Genomic DNA, 18,937 nt, shown 5'->3' on the forward strand with positions numbered 1-18,937 from the left:
GACAACACAGCAAGGCAACCGTCGCCCACCGAAGGGTCTGGGCCGGTTATGGGTGCCGCCTTCATAAGCCGCACAGGGTTCGACTCCCTCGGTTGCCACCGCAGCGCCCCTTGGCCTCCCGCCAGGGGGCGCTTCGTCATGTCGGGGTGTCGGCGCTGAGCAGGGCGTAGCAGGCCAGGTGCAGGGCCAGGCGCTGGTCTGGGGAGTCCAGGTCGATGCCGCGGGCGCGGATGCGTTCCAGGCGGCCCAGCACTGTGTTGCGGTGCACGCCCAGGCGGGTGGCGGCCTGGCCGGTGGAGCCGGCGCAGTCCAGCAGGGCGGTGAGGGCGGTCAGCAGGACTTCGGCGTCGGGGGCGTTGATCAGGTCGGCCAGGGCGACCCTGGCGGCGGCGGCGATGTCGTCCACCGGGAGACAGGCCAGCACTGCCCGGGGGCCGAGGTCGCCGAACTGTTCGACCGGGTTGCCGCCGGGGCGGCTGGCCACGGCGGCGGCCAGGATGGCCTCGCTGATCGAGCGGGTCAGGCCGGGCAGGTCCTTGCCGGGCACGCCGATGCCCGCGACCAGGGGGATGGGCAGGGCGGCGGCGGCCAGGTGGTCGTGCACCCGGGTGGCGATCTCGGCCGGGCCGCCGGGGACCGCGGTCCACCAGCTCAGCCAGCCGTCCTCGCGGGGGATCAGCGGCAGGTCGCCGAAGGATTCGCGCCAGGCGACCACGACACCGGGGGTGGCGACCTCGGCGGGGCCGGGGACGCGTTCGGAGGGCTTGAGGAAGACCGCGATGTGGTCGCCGTCCAGGCGCCAGCCGATGTCGCGGGCCTGGCGTTCGGTGCTGGTGTCGGGGGCGGTGAGCAGGGCGTGCAGCAGGAGTTTTTCTTTGGCTGCTTGGAAAACGGGGGTGAGCCAGGCCCGGCCGACGGTGGCGGCGAGGGGGGCTCTGGCGAGGCGGAGGATGGTGCGGACCGTTTCGACCCAGGAGGGGGACCAGGCGGCGAGCTGGGCGACCAGGGTGGCCCAGGGCCTGCCGTCGGGGCCGGGGACGGCGACCTCGACGCGGTGGCTGCCCTGGGAGCGGTCGGCGGCGGAGCGGCCTGCCAGCACGTGGCCGTCCTCGGTGACCAGGGCGGTGATCACGCCGGGAACCTCGGTGTTGATCACACCGACGATGTCGCGGGCGGTGGCGCGTTCGCCGAAGAGGACCGCGCAGCGGGCGGTCAGCCGGGCGCGGGCGGCCTCGGTGTCGGAGATCGCGGCGGCCAGTTCCAGTGCGCTCCTGGCCGGGTCGGCGACCACGAACAGCGGCACCCGCAGGCGTTCGGCGAGCTGGGCGGTCGGGGTGGTCACGGTGATCTCGGCGGGGGCGAGCAGACAGGCCGCGTTGCGTTCCCAGGCCAGCCGCAGCGCGGATTCCAGCGCCCACGCGCCCAGTGCCGCGGCGCCGTGCAGGACCACCGCGGAATGCGGTTCGCACTGGTGGATCTGGTCCAGTTCGGCGACCAGCGCGACCGCGGCGACCTGGCGGTCCAGATCGTCCGCGGCGAAGACCTGGGCCTTGGCCAGCGGGCCGAAATGCACCAGTTCGGCCACGCTCAACGGCTCGGGCAGGCGGCTGCGGCTCATGCGTCCTCCTCACGCGGGTGCCGGACCGGGAAACCGAAGGCGCGCGGACCGGCCATGGCCAGCCCGGCCGGGGTGTGCCACATCGGGGACACCGGCAGCACCAGCACATCCACGTGGTGGCCAAGGCCGACCGTCTCCATGCCGACCACCTTCAGCTCGTGCCGGTCCAGCAGGCACAGCACATCGGGCACGGCCGCGGCGACCGCGCCGTCGATCACCGCCAGCAGCAGTTCGCTGTGGCCTTCCAGCCGGATCAGCCTGCCCGCGCTGCCGTACTCGCCGACCACGATGCTGGTCGGCACGGACGGGTAGATCCGCGGGCCGACGGTGCGGGTGGCGTGGCCCAGTTCGATCACCCGGCCGCTGCCCAGCACTCGCGAGCCCATGATCCGGGTCAGCCCGGCCAGCAGCGCCTCGCGGTCATCGGCGGTGGTGAGCATCCGGCCCACGGTCAGCGCGCGGCTGGTCGCCCCGCGCAGTGCGGCCGGGCGCAGCGCGGCGACCGTGGCCGGGTAGCTGGCGCACAGCAGCCAGCCGCCCGCGGCCTTCATCGCCGCGCGCAGCAACAACTCCGAGCGGTGCTCACTGCTGTCCAGCACCAGCACGTCCCCGGCCAGCCCGACCCCGGCCAGCGGGCCGATCGGCAGGCCGGCCAGCGCGTAGGTGGTCTGGATCATCAGTGGCAGCACCCGGCCCATGCCGTCGCAGTCGACCAGCGGCAGGCCGAGCGCGGCGGCCGAGGCGACCGGGAAGATCGCGTTGGGACCGGCGGAGTTGAGCGAGACGATCGCGTCCACCTTGCGGCCCAGGCGTTCCTCCAGCGCGCGGACCGCGAGCACGCCTTCGTCGCCGTTGGGCGGCAGTTCGATCATCGGGGCGAAGCCGCCGAGTGCGCCGATGGACACGCACAGCGCGTCCGGCGGCAGGTCGTCCAGCGCCACCAGCGGCACCGGACCGTTGCGGCGCAACACTTCCTCGATCGCGGTGCGGTAGCCGTCCAGTGCGATCGAGCCTGCCGAGGAGCACAGCAACTGGGCCCCGGCCAGCAGCACCGGGATGTCCTCGGCGGTGATCTGGGTGATCGTCATGCCCGCTGCTCCGGCTCTGGGCGGCTACCCACATAGACCCAGAGCCGGTAGGCGTCGCGGCCGAGGAAGGCCAGCGAGGTGGCCACCGAGCGGATCACCCGTTCCCGGCCCGGCCGGGCGCCGCTGGCCGCGACCAGGGACAGCGCTTGCCGTTCCAGCATGCTTTGGCGGCGTTGCAGGTCCTCGGCGGTGTCCGCGGTGACCACCAGGTCCAGCCAGGCGCTGGGCTCGCTCACCGCCGCGCCGACCGCGCACAGGTCGGCCGGGGTGCGCACCAGGTCCAGCACCGAACGGGTTTTCCGGTGCAGGCGCTCGGCAAGCTCCTCGCCACCTTCGTCGAGCACGCCGACCGCGCCCGCGCCCTCCTGCTCACGCAGTTGCGCGGCCACGGCGTCGGCGGTGGCGGCCGGGCGGGTGCTGAGCACCGCCTGCGGGGCGACCAGCCGGACGCCGAGCGCGCCGAGCAGATCGCCCTCGACCCTGGGCAGTCCGGCGCGGACCTCGCCGACGAGCAGTTCCCTGGGGCCGGTCAACACAATCGGGCCGTCGGCGCGGCCGGAGAGCAGGGCCGCGCCGCGCAGGGCGGCCGCGGCGGTGGCGGCCAGGCCGCGGGCCGGGACCGAGCGCATCCGGCGGGCGGACACCCTGCCGCCGTCGCCGGTGGCGAACCAGCAGCTCGGCGGGCCGTCCAGGGTGGCGGTGATCCGCTCGCAGCGGTCCACCAGGTCCTCGCAGAAGTCCAGCAGGGCCGCGTTGACCACGTTGGTGGCCTCGCGTTCCACCAGGCCGAGCCCGCCCACCTCGTGCGAGAGGCAGACCCGCAGGTCCGGGAACTCCTCGGCGACCCGGCCGGCGATGGCCTGCTCGTGCTCGGCGCTGCCGGAGGCGCCGGTGGCGGTGATCGTCAGCGTGCGAATGCCTTGGGCGTAGGCGGTTTCCACCTGCTTCAGCGCGCCGTCCAGGTCCAGCGCGGCCATCTCCGCGCCGAAGATGTCGTGCCCGCCGGTGACCACGGCCTCCCACGCGATCAGCGCGCGGACCAGCTCGAACGGATGGCCGCGGTGCTGGGGCGCGCGCGGCAGCACCCGGATCGCGCCCACCGGCTGCACTCCGCTGGTGCGGCGCAGCGCGCGCTCGAACAACGCGGAGACGTCCCAGGTGACCGAATCGACGATGGACGGCGAGGAGGCGGCGAGTTGTTTCAGCAGTCCGCTGAGCTGGCGCCCGCCGCGGCCCGCCACCACGTCGGCCGCGGTGGCCAGCACCCGGCCCTCATGGGCCAGCGCACCGTGCGCACGGTTCACCCCGAGACGGACTCCGATGCGCATTCCTGATCAGTACACCGGAATGCGGGCGTTGTCGAATGCCGGATCGGCTTGTCTGCCGGAAAGTCCTCAGTGGACGCCGTACACCTCTTGTGCGTGCTCAGCGGTCAGGTGACCGTCCAGCACATCCGCCCGGACCGCTTCCGGCGCGCGTTTGTGCGCCGCGCCGAATCCGCCGCCACCACCGGTGACACAGCGGACAACATCGCCGGCGCGTAAATGCAAACCGTTGCATTTCAGCATTCGCTGTTCATCGGCGCGACCCGGATTGATCGTCACCTCCGGAGGTTCGGCGGGATTACCGCCAAACAATCCCCAGGCCGGAGTCACCGAGCGCTCGAACCAGAGCGAGACCGTGCAGTCGGCGAGCACGATGTACTCGCGCAGCACCCCGTTGCCGCCGCGCCAGCGACCCGCGCCGCCGGAGTCCGGCCGGATCTCGTACCGGGTGATCCGCAGTGGGAACCGGCTCTCCAGCACCTCGATCGGCATGTCCCGCAGCGAGCCGTTCACGTTGTTGATCAACGCGCTCTCCCCGTCGCTGCCCTGCCAGCCGCCCCAGCCGCCGACGGTGGCCTCCTGGCTGACGTACTCGCGGCCGGTGCGCGGGTCCACGCCCGCGTACATCACGATCATCGAGTCGCCGTGGCTGGCCGCGGCCACCCGGTCCGGCAGCGCGGGCGCCAGGGCCCGCGCGACCAGGTCGATGAGCAGGCCCAGGTGGGAGAAGTACCACTGGCAGGCCGCCGGGGCCTGCGCGCCGAAGACCGACCCTGGCCGCACCTGCACGGTCAGTGGCCGGAACGAGCCGCCGTTGCCGGGCACGTCCGGGCTGACCAGCAGCTTGTAGCCGACCCGGCAGGCGGAGACGGTCTGCGCCGCGCCGCAGTTGATCGGGCCCACGGTCTGGTCGGCGGAATCGCGCACGTCGAAGTCCAGGGACTCGCCCGCGACGGTGACGGTGAGCCGGACCGGGATCGGGGTGGTCAGGTCGATGCCGTCGTTGTCCAGGAAGCCTTCCGCGCGGTAGACGCCGTCCGGGATGGCCCGGATGACCTCGCGTTCGAGGCGTTCGGTCTGCGCGAAGATCTCGTCCCTGGCCGCGCGCACGGTGGCCAGGCCGAAGCGGGCCACGATCTCGGCCAGCCTGCGCTGACCCATCTCGATGGTCGCGGTCATCGCGCGCAGATCGCCGGCGGTGGGGTAGGGGAAGCGCACGTTGGTGGTGATGGTGTCGATGACGTTGTGCACCGGGACACCGCCGTCGAGCAGTTTCTGCGGGCCCAGCCGCAGGCCCTCCTGGAAGATGGTCACCGAGTCCATCGAGCCGCCGGGGTCCTTGGAGCCGACGTCGATCCAGTGCGCGCGGGTGGCGGTGAACCCGGCCAGCTCCTCCCCGACGAACACCGGGCCGAACAGGGTGACGTCGTTGAGGTGGGTGCCAGCCAGGTAGGAGTCGTTGAGGATCCAGACGTCGCCGGGTTTCCAGGCGTCCCGGCCGAAGCGCTCCTCGGTGGCCTTGGTGCAGATCTCCAGGTTGCCCAGGAAGATCGGTAAGCCGGCGGACTGGCCGAGCACCTGGTGCTCGTCGTCGAGCAGGGCGACCACGCAGTCCCCGCACTCGTAGATCACCGGGGTGTAGGCGGAGCGGATCAGGGTGGCGTTCATGTCCTCCGCGGCCGCCGCCAGGGCGTTGCGGATGATCTCCACGGTGACCGGGTCGACGGTCATGGCTGGTCCTCCCTGCGCACCACGAGCGAGCCGAGCGAGTCCACGGACAGGGTGAATCCCGGTGGCACCACGGTGGTCGCGGTGTCCTCCAGCACGATCGCCGGACCGGCCAGCGTGTGCCCGGCGGCCAGGTCGGCGCGGTGCAGGATCGGGGTGTCGTGCCAGGCGCCGTCGAAGAAGACAGGCCGTTGTCGTTGTGGCCCAAGGGGTTCGGTCGCCGCGGCGAGTTGTTCGGGGGCGGCGCGGCCGAGGTCGCCCTGCACGGTGGTGCGCAGCGCGACGAACTCGATCGGCGCGCCGGGGTTGGCGTGGCCGTAGCGGGCCTGGTGCACCTGGGCGAACCGCTGTGCGATGGCGGTCAGGAAGTCCGGCCCGGTGGGTTCGGTCGCGCTGAGCAGCGGCACGGTGAGGGTGTATTCCTGTGCGGCGTAACGGATATCGGCCGAGTGCGTGCTGCGCCGGGCCGCCTCCGGGACCTGTTCCTGGGCCAGCCAGGCCAGTCCGGTGCCGGCCATCGCGGACAGGCGGGCGGACATGGCCGCGCCGTCCAGGTCGGCGTCCAGCCGGAAATGCGGTTCGACCAGGTCGCGGCGGATCTCGGTCTGCAGCATGCCCCAGGCGGAGAAGGCGCCGGGGAAGCGCGGCACCACGACCTCGCCGATGCCCAGCTCGCGGGCCAGGAACACCGCGTGCATCGGGCCCGCGCCACCGAAGGCGACCAGGGTGAACTCGCGGGGTTCGATGCCACGGGAGACGGTGATGGTGCGGATCGCGCCCGCCATGGTCGCGTTCGCCACCGCGCACACGCCCTCGGCCATCTCCGGCGTGCCCAGGTCGAATTCCGCGCCCAGCTTGGTGATCGCGGCCTCGGCCAGTTCCGGGCGCAGGGTCAGCTCGCCGCCGGCGAAGGAGCCGGGTTCGATCCGGCCGAGCACCAGGTTGGCGTCGGTGACGGTGGGTTCGCTGCCGCCGTTGCCGTAACAGGCCGGTCCGGGCGCGGCCCCGGCCGAGCGCGGGCCGACCCGCAGGCCGCCGGCCTCGGTCCAGGCCACCGAGCCGCCACCGGCGCCGACGGTGTGGATGTCCACCGCGCTGAGCAACATCGGCAGGCCATCCAGCCGGATCTCCGGGGTGATATCAGGCCGGCCGTTGATGACCAGGGAGACGTCGAAGGAGGTGCCGCCCATGTCCACGTAGATCAGGTTGTCCCGGCCCAGCGCCGCGGCCAGCGCGACCCCGCCCATGGTGCCGCCGACCGGGCCGGAGAGCAGGGTCTGCAACGGGCGTTCGCGGGCGGAGTGCGCGGAGATGATGCCGCCGGAGGACTGCATGACGTGCAGCGGCGCGGCCACCTCCTGTGCGGCCAGGTCGCGGGTGAGGCCGCCGAGGTAGTCCCGCACCACCGGGCCGATGTATGCCTCCACCACCGCGGAGGAGGTGCGCTCGTACTCCCGCCACTCGTTCGCGCTCTGGTGCGAGAGCGAGATGGCGAAGTCCGCGCCCAGTTCTTCGCGCAGGATCTCGCCGGCGCGCAGCTCGTGCGCCGGGTTGGCGTAGCCGAACAGGAAGGACACCGCGACCGCGCCGAAGCCCTCCGCGCGCACCCTGGCCGCCGCGGCCCGCACTGCCTGCTCGTCCAATGGGGTGAGTTCTGCGCCCTCGGGGTCGATCCGGCCGGGCACCGGCACGATGTCCCGGCGCGGCACCAGCGGCTCGGGTTTGCGGTAATGCAGGTCGTACATCCGGGACCGGGGACCGCGCGCGATGTGGTAGACGTCGGCCGCGCCGGCCGAGGCCAGCAACAGCACCCGGACGCCGCGCCGCTGCAGCAGCGCGTTGAGGCCCTGGGTGGTGCCGTGCACCAGGAAGCCGATCCCGGACAGCGGATCGACCACCGTGTTCAGCGCGTCCAGCACCCCCGTGGCCAGCTCACCCGGGGTGGTCGGGCGCTTGCCGACCCGGTACCCGCCGGTCTGCTCGTCGTAGGCGACCACGTCGGTGAACGTGCCGCCGATGTCCATGGAGACCCGGAGACGACCCATGGCGGTGAACCATAGTGAGAGCGCGTTCTTCCAGGCTGTGCAATCGGACCAGGTGTGGGCGGGCGGGCAGGGCAGCCTGCATATGCGGGAATAGGAGACCCTGATCACGCCCAGACATCCCATGACTAGCCCGGCGCACAGTCGGCCTGGTCCCAGGTGTGCTCGCTGCCCAATCCGGCTCTCGCGCCCGGTCCCTACAGTTCGACCGGTGTGCAGGCGCCTCGGTGCGAGGCAGGAGGAGGTCGGACCGCCATGACGACCCTGGAGGAGGTTCCCGCCCCGGGCGTGGACTTCCAGGCGTGCCAGATCTTGTGCCTCGACCTTCCCTCCGACGTGCCACCGGCCAGGGTGGTGCACGAGCTGGACGGGGTGGCCCACCCGGTGGAGCCGTCCCGGCTGCTGGCCGTGGGCCACGCGCTCTGGCAGAGCTGGCTGGGCGATCCGCACCACGACCGGCCGGACGTGCTGCTGGGCTTCGACACCAGCGGGATCGTGCCGACGCTGGCGGTGGCCATGGCCTCCGGCCTGCCGTACCACCTGGCCTGGAAGCTGGACACCGAACGGCACGGCGTGCCGCGGCGGCGCAGTGCGGAGATCTTCACCTACGGCAGGCTGCAGGGCCGCCGGGTACTGATCGTCGATTCCGCGCTGACCCACTGCCACGCGATCGGCAGCCTCATCTCGGTGCTGCGGGACGAGGCCGCGGACGTGGTCGGGGTGGCCGCGCTGACCGAGGACGCCGACGGCCGCAGCCGGATGCACATCGAGTCCACCGGCGTTCCCCTGGTCTCGCTCACCAGGATGCGCTGAACCGACGGCGGTCTGCCCCGACGGGGAATGGGGTCAGGCCGCACCCGGTGTCCGGGGACCCCCAGCTCCTGGCACCGGCGCCACACCGTCCGTGGGTCCCGTGCTCACGCGCGCTGACCTCCCCACAAGCGGGGTGCGGGTCCACGGGCGGTGCGTTCAGAACCGTGAATCGTTGACAGTCTTTTCCTTGTGCCGTCAGCATGTAAGCGCTTACTCAGGGTCCGCCGCCATCCCTGACGACGGAACTGAGGAGAAGACCGTGAGCAACGCACGCGAAGTCAGCCGCCGCACCGCGCTGTCCCTGTTCGGCGGCGCCGCCGCGCTGTCCCTGGCCGGTCCCAGCGCGCTGGCCGCGCCACTGGCCTGGCAGCAGCGCTGGGCGCCGGTGCCCAGCCGGGACGGGCTGGGCGCGTTCGAGGGGGTGGAGGACGACCGGGCGAACTCGCACCCCGGCGTCAAGCACATCTACGCCTCGGGCGAGACCTACCGCTTCGACATGCACAAGCGGGACCGGGACACCTCCACCGACCGGCAGCGCAACGAGGTCCGCGGCATGCGCAGCGGCGGCGCCAACGTCGACCTGTTCAACGGCCAGACCTGGCGGTTCACCTACTCGATGTTCATCCCCAGCTCGCTGAAGGCCACCACCAGCTTCACCCACATCATGCAGACCAAGATGCCCGGCCTGGGTTCCGCGCCGGTGACGGTGATGTCGTTGCGGCGCAAGGGCACCCGCTCGACCATCGAGTTCAAGGTGTGGGAGGGCGACGTGACGGTCGGGGACACCGACCTGGCGCCGTTGCAGAACAGGTGGATCGACACCGAGGTGGAGATCAAGGTGGGCGACGGCAACGGCTCGGTGCGCTGGGTGCTGCGCAACGGCGGCGCCACCGTGCTGGACGTGCGCAAGTCCAATGTGGACACTTGGCTGGGCGACCGGCTGCGGCCCAAGTGGGGCATCTATCGCTCGCTCAGCGACGCGGCCAACATCAACGACACCCACCTGCTGCTGCGCGATCTCAAGGCGTACCAGCAGGTCTGAGCGGACGGGACGCGCCGGTTACCCAGGCCGGCGCGTCCCTTGCCCGCCCACCGGGCGTTCTAGAGGGTGCCTGCCAGGAACCGGGTGCGGCATTCGGCGCGCTGGATCTTCGCGCTGGCGGTGAATGGGAGTGTGCCGGGGGCGAGCAGCCGCACGGTACCGGCCCGCAGGCCGTGCTCGCCGTGCACCGCGGCCCGGATGGCCAGGTCGATCTCGTTGGGCGGCACCGGTCCTTCCGGCGCGATCTCGGCCAGCACCACCAGGTTCTCCCGGCTGCCGTCGTCCACCGAGAAGGCACAGCAGCCGAACTCGCGCACGGCCGGGTGGCTGGCCGCCACGGTGGCCTCGATGTCCTGCGGGTAGTGGTTGGCCCCGGCGATGATGATCACCTCCTTGGCCCGGCCGGTGACGAAGAGCTGGCCGTTGTGCCGGAAGCCGAGATCGCCGGTGCGCAGGAACAGCTCGCCGGGCCGGGCGGGCACGGTGGCGGTGAAGGCGTCGGACTCACCGGAGTTGTGGTACCCGGCGGCCACGCCCGGTCCGCGCACCAGGATCTCGCCGACCCGGTCCGGACCGAGTTCGGCGCCGCTGTCCCGGTCCACCACGCACACCGTGCTGTCCGGGTGCACCTGTCCGCAGGCGGTGAGCACCCGGCCACCGCGCACCACCTGCCGGATCAGGCCCTCGGTCAGCGCGAGCGCGTCCACCCGCAGCCGCACCGGCCCGCGCCCGGCCGGGCCGCCGGTGACCATCACGGTGGACTCGGCCAGGCCGTAGCCCGGTAGCAGCGCCTCGCGGCGGAATCCGCAGTCGGCGAATGCCTCGGCGAAGTCGTCCAGGGTCTCGGTGCGCACCGCCTCGCCGCCGACCAGGGCCACCTCCCAGCCGCTGAGGTCCAGTTGGGCCCGCTGGTCCGCGGTGATCCGCCGGGTGCACAGCTCGAAGGCGAAGTTCGGCGCCGGACTGTCCGCCCGGTCCAGGCCGGAGATGGTGCGCAGCCACGTGCTCGGCCGCTGCACGAAGGTCAACGGCGGCAACAGGATCGCGTCGTGCCCGGCGTAGAGCGGCAGCAGCACGCTGCCGACCAGGCCCATGTTGTGGTGCAGTGGCAGCCAGGAGACCACTGGCGGCCGGGGCGCGCCGAAGTCCTCGCTGGGCCTGCGGGTGTTGTCGCACAACAGTTTCAGGTTGGCCAGCACGGTGCGGTGGCGGATCACCACGCCCTTGGGATCGCCGGTGGAGCCGGAGGAATATTGCAGGTAGGCCACCGAGTCGGCGGTGGTCGGCGGCGGGGTCCACTGCCCGGCCAGGTCGAGGTCGATGCCGTCCACCGCCAGCGCGGTCAGGCCGGCCAGCGCGCCCCGGCGCAGCAACCCGTTCAGCGCGGTCAGTCTGTCCATTGTGGACATCAGGATGGCCGGGGCGGCGTTCCAGGTGATGGACTCGACCTTGGACAGCTTGAGCGCGTGCCGGTCCGGCAGCAGTTCCGGCGCGGGCACCGCGATCATCCCGCCGTAGAGGCAGCCGAAGAAGGCCAGGTGGAACTCGATTCCGGGCGGGAAGCTCAGCAGCACCCGGGAGCCGGGCGGGGCCAGCTGGGCCAGCCGCCTGCCGACCGCCCGCGCGGCCACGTCGAGCTGGGCGAAGGACACGCTGTCGGTCTCCACCTCGCCGTCGGCGCGGAACCGGAACCGGTGGTTGCCCGCGCGCTCCGCCCGGTCCCGGCACAGTTCGACCAGGGTGCTGAACTCGGTGTGCATCACGGCCCTCACTTCGGTCCGGAGGTGACTACGGGCAGCACGCCGCGCAGGTAGCGGGCCCGGCACTCGGCCCGGCGCAGCTTCGCGCTGGTGGTGTACGGCAACGCGCCGAACGGGGCGGGCACCACCGCGGCCAGGTCCAGGCCGTGCCCGATCCGGATCGCGATCCGCACCGCCTCGACCACCGCGGCCGGGACCACGCCCGCGGACCGGCCGAGTTCGGCCACCAGCACCACGCCCTCGGGGGTGGCGAAGGCGCAGCACCGGTTGCCGCGGATGGCCGGATGAGCGAGGCCTGCGGTGCTCTCCAGGTCGTACGGGTAGTGCTGGCGGCCGTCGGCGATGATCAGGTCGCCGACCCGGCAGGTGGCGAAGAGCTGGCCCTCCCACAGGAAACCGAGGCTGCCGGTGCGCAGGAACGTGCTGCCGTCCCGGCCGGGCACGCCGACGCCGAACGGGGTGGCCGCCGCGCGCCGGGTGTCCCAGTAGCCCTGGCCGATGCTGGGCCCGGAGATCAGGATCTCGCCGACCACGTCCGGCGGGCAGGGCGCGCGGGTGGCCGGGTCGACCACGGCCACGTCCAGTCCGGCGCGCACCTGGCCGAGGCCGACCAGCCGCCGGGCCAGCCTGCCCCGCCCAGCCACCCTGACCTGCCCGCGGGCCAGCGCGGCCGCGTCGAAACCGCGGATCATCGGCGGTGGCTCGACCGGTCCGCCGCTGACCATCACGGTGGACTCGGCCATGCCGTAGCTGGGGAAGAAGGCCGAGCGCCGGAATCCGGCCGGCGCGAACCGGCGGCTGAACTCCTCGATCGTGCTGGCCCGCACCGGTTCGTCGCCGATCACCGCCAGCCGCCAGGAGCTGAGGTCCAGGCCCTCGGCCGCGCTGGCAGGCACCCGGCGCAGGCATTCCTCGTAGCCGAAACCCGGCGCCACGCTGACCGCCGCCCGGTGCTCGGAGATGGCCCGCAGCCAGCGGACCGGCGCGGCCACGAAGGACTGGGAGGACATCAGCACCGAGCCGAAGCCGAGGTAGACCGGTTGCAGCACCCCGGAAACCAGGCCCATGTCGTGGAAGACCGGCAGCCAGGACACCACCGGCGGCAGTGTGTCCAGATCCTCCTCGGGGCGGGAGCCGTTGGCGGTGATCAGGGACAGGTTGTGCAGCACGTTGCGCTGGGTCAGCACCACCCCGCGCGGCCGGCCGGTGGTGCCGGAGGTGTACTGGAGGTAGGCGATGCTGTCGCCGGTGATCGCCGGCGGTTGCCAGCCGGTGGCCGCGCTGTCCGGGATCTCGTTGGTGGCCAAGGGTTTCGGCCGGTGCTCTGGTGCGGTGTCGGTGAGCAGCGCGTCGGCCCGCGCTAGAGCGTCCACTGTGGACAGTAAGAAGTCGGGGGCACAGTCCTCGAAGATGGCCCGCAGTCGCAAGTGGCGGGCATCGCCGCGGGTGCGCACCGGTGCGGGCGCGGGCACCGGGACCAGTCCGGCGTAGAGGCAGCCGAAGAACGCGGTGACGAAGTCCAGGCCCGGCGGGTAGCCCAGCACCGCGCGGCTGCCCGGCGCCGCCCGCCCGGCCAGCACCGCGCCGATCGCCCTGGCCCGCAGGTCCAGTTGGGCGCAGGTCAGGGTCTGGGCGGGCGATCCGGTGTCGTCGAGGAAGGTGAACTGCCGTTGTTCGCCTCGTCGGGCCGCCTGGGCCCGGCACAGCTCGACCAGCGTCATGGACAACTCCAGTTCTGTTCGTCGCTGCCTCGACCGTATTTCCCGGCGGAATCGCGCGGAATCGGTCGCTGGGCTGGCCAGGAATAGGCGTACTGGCCGATCCGGGTCAATCCGATGGCCACTGCCGGGGCCGCGCCGGAATTCACTAGCTTCGGGGTCACTCGCCATTCGCTTTCCCTGAAGGAGCACCCGATGTCGCACGGCGGTTCCGTCTCCGAGTTCATCGAGTTCTCCCTCGGCCACCGGCTGCTGCCGGAACTGGCCGCCGGCCCCGAGGTGCTGGTCACCGGGCTGGGCATGACCACCCCGCTGGGCGGCGACGTGGCCGAGACCTGGCAGGGCCTGCTCGACGGCGGCTCGCCGGTGACCGCGCTGGCCGAGGACTGGGCCAGCGACCTCCCGGTCCGGCTGGGCGCGCGGCTGCGCCGGGAACCCGACGCCGAGCTGGGCCGGATCGAGCTGCGCAGGCTGGACCGCTGCCAGCAGCTCGCCCTGGTCGCGGCCAGGCAGGCATGGGCGGACGCGGGCCGTCCCGAGGTGGACCCGGAGCGGTTCGCGGTGGTGCTGGGCACCGGCCTCGGCGGCGGCCGGACCCTGCTGGACCAGCACGAGGTGGTGGCGGCCAGGGGCCCGGACCGGATCTCGCCGTTCGCGGTGACCATGTTGATGCCCAACGGTTCCGCCGCCGCGGTCAGCCTCGCGCTGGGCGCCCGCGGTGGCGCGCACGCCCCGACCAGCGCCTGCGCCTCCGGGGCCGAGGCGGTCGCGCTGGGCCTGGCGATGATCAGGGCCGGGCGGGCGGACGTGGTGCTGGCCGGCGGCACCGAGGCGTGCGTGGGCCGGTTGTCCATCGCGGCCTTCGCCCGGATGGGCGCGCTGTCCCGGCGCAACCACGATCCGGCCGGCGCGTCCCGGCCGTTCGACCTGGGCCGGGACGGGTTCGTCATGGGTGAGGGCGCGGGCGCGCTGGTGCTGGAACGCGCCGAGTTCGCCCGCGCCAGGGGCCGGCGCGGGCACGCCCGGCTGGCCGGGGCCGGGATGAGCGCGGACGCGCACGACATGACCGCGCCTGCCCCGGACGGGCAGATCAGGGCGATCCAGGAGGCCCTGCACAGCAGCGGGCTGAGCAGGCAGGACGTGACGCACGTGAACGCGCACGCGCCCGGCACCCAGGTCGGCGACCGGATCGAGGCCGCCGCGGTGCGCACCGCCGTGGGGACCCATCCGCTGGTCACCGCACCGAAGTCGATCACCGGCCACCTGATCGGCGGGGCCGGTGCGGTGGAGGCGATCTGCACCGTGCTCAGCGTGCGCGAGGACCTGGTGCCGCCCACCCGCAACCTGGACAACCCCGATCCCGAGGTCGGCCTGGAGATCGTCACCGGCGCGCCCCGGCACACCCCGGTGCCGGCCGCGCTGTCCAACTCCTTCGGCTTCGGCGGCCACAACGTGGTGCTGGCCTTCACCAAGGCGGCTTGACCAGGCCGAGCCGGTGCGCCAGCAGCGCGGCCTGCATCCGGTTGGCCAGGCCGAGTTTGCGCAGGATGCGGGAGACGTGCGTTTTCACCGTGGCCGCGGCCAGGTACAGCTCCGCGCCGATCTCCCGGTTGGACCGGCCGTCGGCCAGTGCCCGCAGCACCTCGGTCTCCCGCGGGCTCAGCGTGCTCAATGCCAGGTAGTCCTGGCCGTGCGCCGGGAGATCGAGGTGGTCCAGCACCAGCTGGGTGACCGAGGGGGAGACGAAGCTCTGGCCGTCGCCGACCGCGCGCACCGCGTAGACCAGCTCGGCCAGTCCGACGCTCTTGCGCAGGAAACCCCTGGCCCCGGCGGCGAACAGGCGGAACAGGTGTTCCTCGGAGCGGCCCAGCGCGATGATCCCGGCGGCGCCGGCGGCCTCGGCCACCGCGTGCAGGAACTCCGGTTCGGCGTCCACCAGCACCACCTCCGGCCGGCAGCGGCCGAGCAGGCGCAACGCGGCGGCGTCGGCCCGGCATTCGGCCACCACGGCCAGGTCCGCGGTCGCGCCCAGCACGTGCCCGAACCCGCGGCGCACCACGTCCTCGTCGTCGACGAGCACCACCCGCCGGATGTTTCCGGAAATCGCCGGTAATGAAGTCTGTGTTTCCATGTGCTTTTCTCCTGTCAGCATTCGAGCCGTGCGCAAACGTCATTGCTCCATTCGGCGGCGACTCCCGGGTGGCCGAATTCCCGATACACTTCGCCGGGTCGGCTGCCCTTTCGACGTTAGGGAGATCGGCCGTGTCGGCCAGTGGCCTTGCCGGACAGGATGCGGACTTTTTCAGCCAGCCCCCGGCCGCGCGGCGCGGGCTGGCGGGAGTGCGGGCGTTGCTGGAGGTGGGCGCCGAGCACGGCGTGCCGCCCGCGGACTGCCTGCGGGAGAGCGGGGTCGCCGAGTCCGCCCTCGGTGACGGCGCGGCCCGGATCCCGGCCGGCGCCGAACTGCTGGTGGCGTGGAACCTGGTGCGCGCCACCGGGAATCCGCCCGGACTCGGCCTCGCCGTCGGCGGCAGGCTACGGCTGCCCAGCTACGGCGTGTGGGGGTTCGCCATGCTGGCCAGCGCGACGCTGCGGGAGGCGGCGGTGCTGGGCGTGCGGCACCTCGGACTGACCTACGCGCTGGCCGGGATCGGTGTCCGCGAGGTGGCCGACGAGGTGCGGATGACCGTGGCCGATCAGGCGTTACCGCCGCCGCTGCGCCGGTTCGTGGTGGAGCGGGAACTGACCGCGGCCCGGGCCATCCTCGGCGCGGTGCTCGGCGAACCCCTTGTGCCGCAACGGGTCGAGCTGCGCTTCAGCCCAGCCGAGGCCCCGTATGCCAGGACGCTGGGCGCGCCGGTGGTCTTTGACGCGCGGCACAACGCGCTGATCGCCCAGCGCGGACTGCTCGACCGCAGGCTGCCGCAGGCCGACGGCCGCACCCGGCGGGTGTGCGAGCGGGAGTGCGCCGCGCTGCTGGCCAGTTTGGGCGGTGGGGCCACCGCGGACCGGGTGCGGGCCCGGCTGCGCGCGCACGCCGAGGGCGTGCCGGAGATGCCGGTGGTCGCGGCCGAACTGCACGTCTCCACCCGGACCCTGCACCGGCGGCTGATCGCGGAGGGCGTGTCCTACCGGCGGCTGGCCGAGGAGATCCGCCGGGTGCGCGCGCTGGAGTTGTTGGAGCGCACCGAGTTGGCCGTGGCGCAGGTGGCGGCGCGGCTGGGTTACGCGGACGCGGCCGTGTTCACCAGGGCCTTCCGCCGCTGGACCGGAACCACCCCCGGGGCCTACCGGCGCACCAGGTAGACGTCCGGGTGCCTGCCCTCGCCGAGGCCGAGCCGGGCGTGCGAGGCGAAGGCGATGCTGCGCCCGTCCGCGCTCAGTGCAGGCGTGACGGAGAAGCCGTCGGCCTGCTTTCCGTTGGCGCGCAGGCTGATCCGGGTCAGCACGCCGGTGCGCAGGTCCTTGAGGAAGACGTCGTCGACGTTGTTGGTGTCCCCGGGCACCAGGTTCGCCGCGATCGAGGCGAAGCTCAGGTAGCGGCCGTCCGCGCTGATCGTGGGCTGGTAGGGCTGGGCGTCCGCGGCCCGCCCGTCGCTGGCGGTGTTGACCCGGCGGATCTCCCCGGTGCGCAGGGTTTTCCCGAACACGTCCGGGGTGTCCTCGGTGTCGCCGGGCACCAGGTTGTCGCCCCAGGCCACGAAGAACACCTGCCCGCCGTCGGCGGTGATCGCGGGCATCAGCGTGTAGGAGCTGCTCTGCTCGCCGGTGGCGGTGGTGTTCGCCCTGGTCACCGTGCCGGTGGCGCGGTCCTTGACGAACATGTCCACGCTGCCGTTGGTATCGCCGGGCACCAGGTTGGTCGCGGCCGAGGGGAAGACCACGTGCCGCCCGTCCGCGCTGACCGCGGTGCCGTGGTGGGCCGGTTTGTCGCCCTGGGCGCCGTCCGCGGCCACGCTGACCCGCTCGATCCCGCCGGTGCGCAAATCCCGCACGAAGACGTCCGCGACCCCGTTGGTGTCGCCCGGCACCAGGTTGGTCGCGGCGGAGCGGAACACCACGAACCGCCCGTCCGCGCTGATCGAGGGCGCGCCGAAGGTTTCCCCGTCCCCGCCGGTGCTCACCCCCGTGCTGCGGCCGGTGCGCCGGTCGGTGACCACCACGTCCGGCAGGCCGTTGGCATCGCCGGGCACCAGGTCGGTGGCGGCGGTGAGGTAGGCGATGAGACGGCCGTCCGCGCTGATCGCCGGGGCGTCGTACGCCGGACCGTCACCCGCGCTGACCTGCGAGGTCAGCCCGGTCCAGGTGTCCCGGACGAAGATGTCCGAGTGCCCGTTCCGGTCATGCGGGACCAGGTTCGCCGCGGTCGAGGCGAAGGCTATGAGGCGGCCGTCCGCGCTCACCGCGGGCGTGCCGGAGGCGCCGTCGGCCCCGCCGCCGAACCAGGCGCGACTGACCACCGAGGCCGGGAGCGCGGCCGAGGCCGGACTGGGGAGCAGGGCGGCCGCGGCGGCGGCGGCGAGCACAACTGCGGTACGTGCGGTCACCCGCACATGCGACCATTTCCGCCGGTCGTCGCGACAGGTCCGGTCGGCCGAATTGGAAAGCGTTTACATTCACTGGAGAGGCTGGCGTGTCCCGGCCGGGGCTGGTCATACTCACCCATCCCGAGAGGCTGGGGAGGCCTCGATGGCAATGATGCGTCTGACGGCGTACGAACGAGCCGATCGCGACGACTGCCTGCGGCTGTTCGACAGCAACGTGCCGTTCTTCTTCGCCGCGAGCGAGCGCGCGGAGTTCACCGAGTTCCTGGACAAGCTGCCCGGGGTGTACCTGGTCGGCCGGATCAACGGCGGACTGGTGGCCGCGGGCGGGCACGCGCCCAACGGCGCCCAGCCAGGCGTGTGGACGCTGTGCTGGGGGATGGTCGAGAGACGCAGGCACCGCCAGGGCCTGGGCCGGGCGTTGCTGGAGGCGAGGCTGCGGCTGATCGCGGCCGATCCGGATGCGGTCGCGGTCACCCTGAGCACCAGCCAGCACAGCACCGGCTTTTTCGAGCACCTGGGTTTCCGGGTGGAGAAGATCGTGCCGCAGGGGTTCGCCGCGGACATCGACCAGTACGACCTGCGGTTGGACCGGGCGGAACTGATCGCCCGATTCGGTTAGCCGGTCAGGCCAGGGCGAGCAGGGTCACCGTGATCACGGCCCGGCTCGTGTGCCGGACCCGGACCCGCGCGCTGAAGACCGGCGGCTCGTCGATCCGGTGGCTGGAGTAGTCGTCGCAGTCGAGCAGCTCCGCGTTCCTGGCCCAGCTCTCGATCCGCCCGGTGATGCGCGCGCGGGTGGCCGCGGGCAGCCCGTCCAGGGTCTTGCGCGGTTGGTCCTCGTAGACCACCAGGTAGCCGCCGGTCACAGTTCCCCCCGCTCCAGCTGGAGCCTGCGTACCGACTCCAGCTCCCCGTCCCGCCCCTCCGCGATCAGCCGGGCCGCCCGCTGGTAGTCCTCGTCGTGCAGGTGCACCGCGTGCGCGCCCCAGTCCTGCACCACCGCCACCAGCTCATCAAGCCTGGCCCCGGCCAGCTGCCGCTCGAACTCCGCCAGCGCCTTCGCGGGCAGCAGCCGCCGGATTTCCGCGATGGTGGGGAAGCGGCCGACCTCCAGGTTGGGTGGTGTCGGGGGCAGGGGGCCTTCGTAGGGCGGGATGCGGGGTGCGTCCCAGCCGTAGCGGAATTCTTCGGTCATGGCGGCCAGTGTTGCCTTTGCCCCGTTGGCAAGCCATCACTCGATGGCGGATCCCGGTAGC

At 72.6% G+C, this 18,937-nt stretch carries 16 protein-coding genes; 5 read left to right on the plus strand and 11 right to left on the minus strand.

The annotated features are described in order from the left end of the window. Positions 1–136 precede the first annotated feature (136 nt). The 5 genes from MZC64_RS10320 to MZC64_RS10340 form a co-directional block, all read right to left on the minus strand. Positions 137–1,618, minus strand: coding sequence for a CdaR family transcriptional regulator (locus tag MZC64_RS10320; RefSeq protein WP_247763214.1), 1,482 nt, complete (start codon positions 1,616–1,618; stop codon positions 137–139). Continuing rightward, on the minus strand, positions 1,615–2,706 hold the full coding sequence (locus MZC64_RS10325; protein WP_247763215.1) for a DUF917 domain-containing protein: 1,092 nt from the start codon (positions 2,704–2,706) through the stop codon (positions 1,615–1,617). Before MZC64_RS10325 ends, MZC64_RS10320 begins: the two co-directional genes overlap by 4 nt. Then, a complete protein-coding gene (locus MZC64_RS10330; RefSeq protein ID WP_247763216.1) occupies positions 2,703–4,034 on the minus strand; it encodes a hypothetical protein in 1,332 nt (443 codons plus the stop codon). The genes MZC64_RS10325 and MZC64_RS10330 overlap by 4 nt, the downstream gene beginning before the upstream one ends. 66 nt (positions 4,035–4,100) lie before the next feature. After that, positions 4,101–5,762 carry a hydantoinase B/oxoprolinase family protein gene (locus MZC64_RS10335; protein WP_247763217.1) on the minus strand — a complete coding sequence of 554 codons (1,662 nt, stop codon included), beginning with the start codon at positions 5,760–5,762 and terminating at the stop codon, positions 4,101–4,103. After that, the gene (locus MZC64_RS10340; protein ID WP_247763218.1) at positions 5,759–7,804 is read right to left on the minus strand and encodes a hydantoinase/oxoprolinase family protein; all 2,046 of its coding nucleotides are present in this window, start codon (positions 7,802–7,804) and stop codon (positions 5,759–5,761) included. The genes MZC64_RS10335 and MZC64_RS10340 overlap by 4 nt, the downstream gene beginning before the upstream one ends. Positions 7,805–8,056: 252 nt before the next feature. Between MZC64_RS10340 and MZC64_RS10345 the strand changes: the two genes are divergently transcribed. Then, complete coding sequence (locus MZC64_RS10345; protein ID WP_247763219.1) at positions 8,057–8,614, plus strand: phosphoribosyltransferase; 558 nt, start codon at positions 8,057–8,059, stop codon at positions 8,612–8,614. Between the two features lie 259 nt (positions 8,615–8,873). After that, positions 8,874–9,656, plus strand: a complete 783-nt coding sequence (locus tag MZC64_RS10350) for a polysaccharide lyase (RefSeq protein ID WP_247763220.1) — start codon at positions 8,874–8,876, stop codon at positions 9,654–9,656. Positions 9,657–9,715: 59 nt separating this feature from the next. Here MZC64_RS10350 and MZC64_RS10355 read toward each other — a convergent pair whose 3' ends face one another. After that, on the minus strand, positions 9,716–11,416 hold the full coding sequence (locus tag MZC64_RS10355) for a fatty acyl-AMP ligase (protein ID WP_247763221.1): 1,701 nt from the start codon (positions 11,414–11,416) through the stop codon (positions 9,716–9,718). A gap of 8 nt (positions 11,417–11,424) precedes the next feature. Next, positions 11,425–13,137: a fatty acyl-AMP ligase gene (locus tag MZC64_RS10360; protein ID WP_247763222.1), complete on the minus strand. Its 1,713-nt coding sequence runs from the start codon at positions 13,135–13,137 to the stop codon at positions 11,425–11,427. 192 nt (positions 13,138–13,329) lie between these two features. Here MZC64_RS10360 and MZC64_RS10365 point away from each other — a divergent pair, with 192 nt between their 5' ends. Next, positions 13,330–14,616, plus strand: a complete 1,287-nt coding sequence (locus tag MZC64_RS10365) for a beta-ketoacyl synthase (RefSeq protein ID WP_282105001.1) — start codon at positions 13,330–13,332, stop codon at positions 14,614–14,616. On the opposite strand, the gene MZC64_RS10370 is transcribed toward MZC64_RS10365, so the two are convergent. Continuing rightward, positions 14,600–15,265 carry a DNA-binding response regulator gene (locus MZC64_RS10370; RefSeq protein WP_247763223.1) on the minus strand — a complete coding sequence of 222 codons (666 nt, stop codon included), beginning with the start codon at positions 15,263–15,265 and terminating at the stop codon, positions 14,600–14,602. The two genes, MZC64_RS10365 and MZC64_RS10370, sit on opposite strands and share 17 nt — an antisense overlap. A 131-nt stretch (positions 15,266–15,396) precedes the next feature. Here MZC64_RS10370 and MZC64_RS10375 point away from each other — a divergent pair, with 131 nt between their 5' ends. Continuing rightward, positions 15,397–16,440, plus strand: coding sequence for an AraC family transcriptional regulator (locus MZC64_RS10375; protein WP_247763224.1), 1,044 nt, complete (start codon positions 15,397–15,399; stop codon positions 16,438–16,440). Here the strand turns inward: MZC64_RS10375 and MZC64_RS10380 are convergent. Next, positions 16,422–17,681 carry a hypothetical protein gene (locus MZC64_RS10380; RefSeq protein WP_247763225.1) on the minus strand — a complete coding sequence of 420 codons (1,260 nt, stop codon included), beginning with the start codon at positions 17,679–17,681 and terminating at the stop codon, positions 16,422–16,424. The two genes, MZC64_RS10375 and MZC64_RS10380, sit on opposite strands and share 19 nt — an antisense overlap. 142 nt (positions 17,682–17,823) lie before the next feature. Between MZC64_RS10380 and MZC64_RS10385 the strand changes: the two genes are divergently transcribed. Beyond that, entirely contained in the window at positions 17,824–18,300 is a 477-nt protein-coding gene (locus tag MZC64_RS10385) for a GNAT family N-acetyltransferase (RefSeq protein WP_221489817.1), read from the plus strand. 4 nt (positions 18,301–18,304) lie between these two features. Here MZC64_RS10385 and MZC64_RS10390 read toward each other — a convergent pair whose 3' ends face one another. Next, positions 18,305–18,547, minus strand: a complete 243-nt coding sequence (locus MZC64_RS10390) for a hypothetical protein (protein ID WP_247763226.1) — start codon at positions 18,545–18,547, stop codon at positions 18,305–18,307. After that, positions 18,544–18,876, minus strand: a complete 333-nt coding sequence (locus MZC64_RS10395) for a hypothetical protein (protein ID WP_247763227.1) — start codon at positions 18,874–18,876, stop codon at positions 18,544–18,546. The genes MZC64_RS10390 and MZC64_RS10395 overlap by 4 nt, the downstream gene beginning before the upstream one ends. Positions 18,877–18,937 lie beyond the last annotated feature (61 nt).

The organism is Crossiella sp. S99.2, assembly GCF_023094165.1.
Classification (GTDB): Bacteria; Actinomycetota; Actinomycetes; order Mycobacteriales; family Pseudonocardiaceae; genus Crossiella.

Coding starts and splice junctions, on each gene's coding strand:
- MZC64_RS10385 (WP_221489817.1), top strand. CDS start 17,824: ATGGCAATGATGCGTCTGACGGCGTACGAACGAGCCGATCGCGACGAC.
- MZC64_RS10330 (WP_247763216.1), bottom strand. CDS start 4,034: ATGCGCATCGGAGTCCGTCTCGGGGTGAACCGTGCGCACGGTGCGCTG.
- MZC64_RS10365 (WP_282105001.1), top strand. CDS start 13,330: ATGTCGCACGGCGGTTCCGTCTCCGAGTTCATCGAGTTCTCCCTCGGC.
- MZC64_RS10355 (WP_247763221.1), bottom strand. CDS start 11,416: ATGCACACCGAGTTCAGCACCCTGGTCGAACTGTGCCGGGACCGGGCG.
- MZC64_RS10335 (WP_247763217.1), bottom strand. CDS start 5,762: ATGACCGTCGACCCGGTCACCGTGGAGATCATCCGCAACGCCCTGGCG.
- MZC64_RS10360 (WP_247763222.1), bottom strand. CDS start 13,137: ATGACGCTGGTCGAGCTGTGCCGGGCCCAGGCGGCCCGACGAGGCGAA.
- MZC64_RS10395 (WP_247763227.1), bottom strand. CDS start 18,876: ATGACCGAAGAATTCCGCTACGGCTGGGACGCACCCCGCATCCCGCCC.
- MZC64_RS10370 (WP_247763223.1), bottom strand. CDS start 15,265: ATGGAAACACAGACTTCATTACCGGCGATTTCCGGAAACATCCGGCGG.
- MZC64_RS10320 (WP_247763214.1), bottom strand. CDS start 1,618: ATGAGCCGCAGCCGCCTGCCCGAGCCGTTGAGCGTGGCCGAACTGGTG.
- MZC64_RS10345 (WP_247763219.1), top strand. CDS start 8,057: ATGACGACCCTGGAGGAGGTTCCCGCCCCGGGCGTGGACTTCCAGGCG.
- MZC64_RS10340 (WP_247763218.1), bottom strand. CDS start 7,804: ATGGGTCGTCTCCGGGTCTCCATGGACATCGGCGGCACGTTCACCGAC.
- MZC64_RS10325 (WP_247763215.1), bottom strand. CDS start 2,706: ATGACGATCACCCAGATCACCGCCGAGGACATCCCGGTGCTGCTGGCC.